5 protein-coding genes are annotated in these 5,150 nt (G+C 68.8%); all 5 read right to left on the reverse strand.

The window, feature by feature from the left end; translation table 11 throughout:
• The coding region (gene tilS, locus HX774_RS15720; protein WP_370523718.1) for a tRNA lysidine(34) synthetase TilS at window positions 1-600 on the reverse strand (600 nt) is incomplete at its 3' end.
• 32 nt (window positions 601-632) lie between these two features.
• Complete coding sequence (locus tag HX774_RS15725) at window positions 633-1,481, reverse strand: tol-pal system protein (protein ID WP_178828305.1); 849 nt, start codon at window positions 1,479-1,481, stop codon at window positions 633-635.
• 68 nt (window positions 1,482-1,549) lie between these two features.
• Window positions 1,550-2,701 (reverse strand): DUF3667 domain-containing protein, encoded by a 1,152-nt coding sequence (locus tag HX774_RS15730; protein WP_370523719.1) that lies wholly within the window; start codon window positions 2,699-2,701, stop codon window positions 1,550-1,552.
• Window positions 2,702-2,811: 110 nt separating this feature from the next.
• The gene (pal, locus tag HX774_RS15735) at window positions 2,812-3,366 is read right to left on the reverse strand and encodes a peptidoglycan-associated lipoprotein Pal (protein ID WP_178828307.1); all 555 of its coding nucleotides are present in this window, start codon (window positions 3,364-3,366) and stop codon (window positions 2,812-2,814) included.
• 154 nt (window positions 3,367-3,520) lie between these two features.
• Complete coding sequence (gene tolB / locus HX774_RS15740; protein WP_178828309.1) at window positions 3,521-4,894, reverse strand: Tol-Pal system beta propeller repeat protein TolB; 1,374 nt, start codon at window positions 4,892-4,894, stop codon at window positions 3,521-3,523.
• Window positions 4,895-5,150: the final 256 nt, after the last annotated feature.

Below are 5,150 nucleotides of genomic sequence, written 5' to 3' on the forward strand. Positions count from 1 at the left end.
CGCCAAGGCCGTCCGCGCCCGACTGCGCCCAAACCGCTCATCCCCATTGGCCGGGTCCTCGACCCACCCCTGCCCCCGCGCCCGCAGATAGTCCCGCAACCCCTCGCGCCGCTCGTCCAGCAGGGGCCGCAACAGCATCAGCCCCCGCCCCTGCGGCCAGACCGGCGACGGCGACCATTCGCGCACCCGCCCCAGGGTCGAGCCGCGCGCCCGCATCCAGTCGGCCTCGGCCACGTCGTCCAGCGTGTGGGCCAGCAGCACCACCCGCGCCCCCGCCGCCCGCGCCGCCTCGGCGATCAGCCCGTGCCGCGCCGCCCGCGCCCGCGCCGTTAGCCCCGGCCCGGCCCGCGCCGCATCCCAGCTCAGCCCGCGCCACTCAGCCCCGACCGCGCGCGCGGCCTCGCCCGCGAACCGGGTCCAGTCCGCGCTCATGGCATTGAGATTATGATCCACCGTCAGGGCCAGCAGCCGCCGCCCGCGCGCCCTGGCCCAGGCCGCCGCCAGATGCAGCAGCGCCATGGAGTCGCCGCCGCCCGAGAGCGCCACCGCCACCGGCTCGCCCCGCTCATGATCCAGCCGCCCATCCAGCCGGGCGAACACCCGGCTGGTCAGCCCCTCGGGGTCGTCTGGGCTCAGCTGCAGTTCGCCCGCGTGCGCAGCTGCGTGGCGCGGGTCTTCTGCGCCGCCGTCGCCGTCTCGGCATAGCGACGCGTGAACTCGGTCAGGGCGCCGCAGGCCTGGGCGCCCCGGTCGGTGGCGCGCAGGGCCTCGGCCAGCTTCAGCGTCGTCTCCGGCGCCCAGGGCGTGCGCGGCCAGCCGTTCAGGGCGGCGGCATAGGCGGGCACGGCGGCGGCGTTGTCTCGCGCCGCGACAAAGAGGTCGCCCAGACGGCTGTTGGCCTCGCGCGACTGCGGCGTATTGGGCCAGGTGACGATGACAGTCTCCAGCGCCCGCTGTCCGCGCGGACCATCGGTCCCCAGCAGCCGCAGCGCCGCCGTCAGGTCCTGAGCCGCGTCGCCGGTCGGCGAGTTGGCGACGATCGGCCCGTTCAGCTCGGCCTCTTCCTCGGCCGCCTTCTCGGCCCGCTCGACGCGGCCTTCCAGATCACGCAGACGACGGCTCAGGGCGGCGTTGTCACGCGTCGCCTCATCCAGCTGGAAGGTCAGGCGCTCGCCATCGGCGTTCACCCGCTGGAAGGTCTGCTCCAGGTCCGACAGGCGGCGATCCATGATCTGCATCTGGCCCTGCAGGGCCACGACCTCGGGGTCCGGCTCGACCAGGACGGGCTGGCCGGCAGCGTTCCTCTGGGTCAGGGCGCGCTCCAGACGGCGGACGTTGCGGTCCAGCTGGTCCAGACGGCGCTTGTCCCACTGGACAGCCTCCATCGGCGCGACCTGGGCGACCACCGCCCCCCCGATCAGGGTCAGGCCGATGGCGGTCATGGCGGCGGTTTTTGTCAGTCGGAATGGCAGCTTCAGCATGTCTCAAGTCGTCCCATCGATTTGCGGCGGTCGCAAGGCCAAGTTCGGGGCCAAGTTCGGGGCCAAGATCAGTGCCCCAGCCCCAGATAGATGATCGAAACGATGAACAGGGTCGCCGCGATCTCGCAGAAGATCACCAGGGCCACCGTCCGCCACAGGGTTGAGAAGATCTTCAGGCTGTAGGCCCCCTTCAGCTGGGCGAACATATGCACCGGCACGATCAGGCTGGCCACAAGCCCCGCCGCCGGTCCCGCCCCCTTCACCGTCGTCGCCAACAGCACCACCACCATCAGCAGCAGGGACATGAAGGTCAGCGAATAGAGAACAAAGACCCCATGATCATACAGGGTGAAGCCCCGCTTCCACAGGAACATCAGGGCCACGAACGGGATCGACAGCGGCACCAGCAGGAAGGCGAATTTATAGATGGTCTGCTGCAGCTTGTAGAGCGCCAGGTCCGGGTTCTTCAGCTTCTTGGCCACGGTCTTGGTCAGGCCGTTGGCCTCGCCGTTCTTGCCCACATCCGCCGCGATGTCCGCCACGCTGGCCTGCCAGGACCCCGGCGTCAGACCGTCCTTGCGGCCCTCGACGGCGTCATGCTCCAGCCGCTCCAGCTTGGCCTTCTCGCTGATCACACCGGCCTGAGCGGCAGCCAGAACCCCGGCGGCGACGCCGGCCCGCGCGCCGCTGTTCACCTCTGGCGGCGCGTCGCCGGACGGCTCCATCGCCGCCGTGGCCGCATCGACTTCCTTCTGGGCGGCGGCGACCACCTGCTCGGCCTCGACGATCGCCTCGCGCTGGGCGGCGATCTGCTCCGGCAGGCCCTGTAGCTTCATCTCCGACTGCGGCATGAAGCTCAGCGCGAAGAACATGACGAACAGGGTGAACAGGAACATGGCCAGCGGCGAGACGTAGCGCGTGCGCCTGCCCTGCACCCATTCCCGCGTCAGCCGTCCGGGGTTGATCACCAGCAACGGCAGGGTGCGCCAGAAGCGCCCGTCGAAATGCATGACCCCATGCAGCAGCTCTTCGCCCAGATGTAGCAGGGTGCGGTGGACATGGGCCGCCTGCCCGCAGTTGGAGCAGAACCGCCCCGTCACCTCGGCCCCGCAGTCGGCGCAGGTCGTATGATGCTCGCCCGCCTGCCCTGTCGGCTTCTCGATAGCGCCTGCGATGATGCCGCCCGTCATGGCGCCGCCCGCTGCTTCCAGATCAATCACTCAGCTTCCCCCCGGATTCGGCGCGGACTTTGGTCCCCCTCGCCCGCAAAGAAAAGAGGCGCCGGCTGCAAAGCCGACGCCTCTCTTCATTCCGTCGCTAACGCGCGGTTTTAGCGCGGGGCGCCCGACACGATGGCGGTGTGAGCGTTGCGGTTCTGAGCCCAGGCGGCCTCGTTCGAACCTTCAACAATCGGACGCTCCTTGCCGAAGCTGATGGTGTCGATGCGGCCGGCGGGGACGCCGCGCTGGATCAGATAGGTGCGCACGGCCTCGGCGCGACGGGCGCCCAGGGCCAGGTTGTATTCGCGCGTGCCGCGCTCGTCGGCATTGCCTTCGATGCGAACCGTGACCTGCGGGTAACGTTGCAGCCAGGCGGCCTGGGCGTCCAGACGCGGCTGGGCTTCCGGGCGCACCGAATAGGAGTCCAGGTCGAAATAGATGCGGTCGCCGACGTTGACGACGAAGTCCTGCTCCGAGCCCGGCATGGCGGCGCCGACATTGCCGCCGGTCACGGGGCCGGTCGGGGCGGTCGGATACTGCGGCGCGGTCGGCTGGCTCGGCTCCATCGGAACAGCGGGCTCGACCTTGGGCTTGGGCGCACAGGCGGCCAGGGCGGCCACGGCGGCGCTCACGGTCGCCAGCTTGATCAGGGTCGAAGTGTTCATCGGGTCGGCTCCTTGGTGTTCATTCTGAGGACGGCGGCCTCAAGCTTGGCTATATCGATGGTCAGCTAGACTGCGGCGCCGCGTCGCGCCAGACGCGATAACGCACAGTTTATGGGAATGGCTCCGCTCGTGATCTCACGAAGCCGTAACCCCGTCACGCCGGGCAGGAATCCGCGCCCTGACCGATGCCCAGGCTGGCCGGCGGCGCATCCAGCAGACCCGACCAGGCCGGGTCCGACCCACGCCCGTCATAACCCGCCTGCGCCACCACCCGACCCGACAGGTCGACGGTCCACAGCCGCGTGTCGCCGCCGGGGCTCTGACGCGCAAAGGCGATGTAGCGCCCGTTCGGCGCCCAGGACGGCCCCTCCTCGAAGTAGCTGGAAGACAGGATGCGCTCGCCCGTCCCGTCCGACTTCATCACCCCGATATGGAAACGCCCGCCCGACTGCTTGGTGAAGGCGATCATGTCCCCGCGCGGGCTCCAGGCCGGCGCCGTATAGCTGCCGCCGCCGCGACTGATGGCGCGCTGGCCCGAGCCGTCGGCCCGCATCGTATAGAGCCTGGCCGAACCCGAGCGGTCCGAGGTGAAGACGATCTGGTTCCCGTCCGGGCTGAACGACGGCGAGGTGTCGATGCCGGGATCGGACGTCAGGCGCGACAGCTGGCGCGTGCGCAGGTTCATCACATAGACGTCGGTATTGCCGCCCCGGATGATCGAGAAGGCGATCTTGGTCCCGTCGTTCGAGAAGCGCGGCGCCAGCACCTGCCCGTCGAACTCGCCCAGGCTTTCGCGGCGCCCGGTCGACAGATTGTAGAGGTAGATGCGGCTGTAATCCTTGCCCAGGGCCACATAGGTGACTTCGTCCGGGTTGGACGCCGAGAAGCGCGGCGACATGATCACCTCGTCGCCCTGGGTCAGGAAGACGGGGTTGTAGCCGTCCTGATCGACGATGGTCAGACGCGACAGCTTGTTCAGCTGGGTGCCGCTCTCCGACACGAACAGGACGCGCGAATCAAAGAAGCCCGCCTCGCCCGTCATGCGCTGATAGATGACGTCGGAAATCTTGTGCGCAATCCGGCGCCACTGCTCCGACGTGGCGGTGAACTGATAGCTGACCAGCTGGCACTGACGATAGGGATCATACAGGCGGAAGCCCACGTCCACCCGCCCGTCGGCGCGCGGCGTCACCCCGCCGTACAGCACCGCCTGCGCCCCGATGGTCGTCCACTGCGGAAAGTTCGGCGCATTGGCCAGGGTCAGCCCGGTCTCGATGAAGCTGGCCGGGTTCAGGGGATCAAAGAACCCCGACCGTTTCAGGTTGCCGCTGATGACATTGGAAATCTGCGGCCCGTTCTGGCCGGTGAAGGGCACGACGGCGATCTGCAGCGGACGCAGCACGCCCTGATCAATCTCGACCTCGACCGGCCCGGTCTGCTGCGCCGGCATGGTCGGCTGCGTCTGGGCCGTCGCCGGCCCCGCCATCAGGACCACGGCGGCCGAGGCGAGAAGAAGATGCAGACGCATAGGGAACTCCCAGAAGTTGGACGGCTCGTCGGTCCTTATCGCCAGACCGTATGACAAAAACCAGCTTGTGGCGGACAAGCTTGCCCCTGAATGGGGCGACTTTCAGACTTTAACGCCACCGCCGCTCGATCCTCCCCCGTGAACGGGGGAGGGGGACCGCCGCAGGCGGTGGAGGGGGCGGCTACAGACGCATAGCTCAAGACGGATTCACGCCGCCCCGACACCCTGCCGTTGAGCCCGATCTCGCCCCCTCCAC

This window comes from Brevundimonas sp. P7753, from assembly GCF_013386595.1.
Classification (GTDB): Bacteria; Pseudomonadota; Alphaproteobacteria; order Caulobacterales; family Caulobacteraceae; genus Brevundimonas; species Brevundimonas bullata.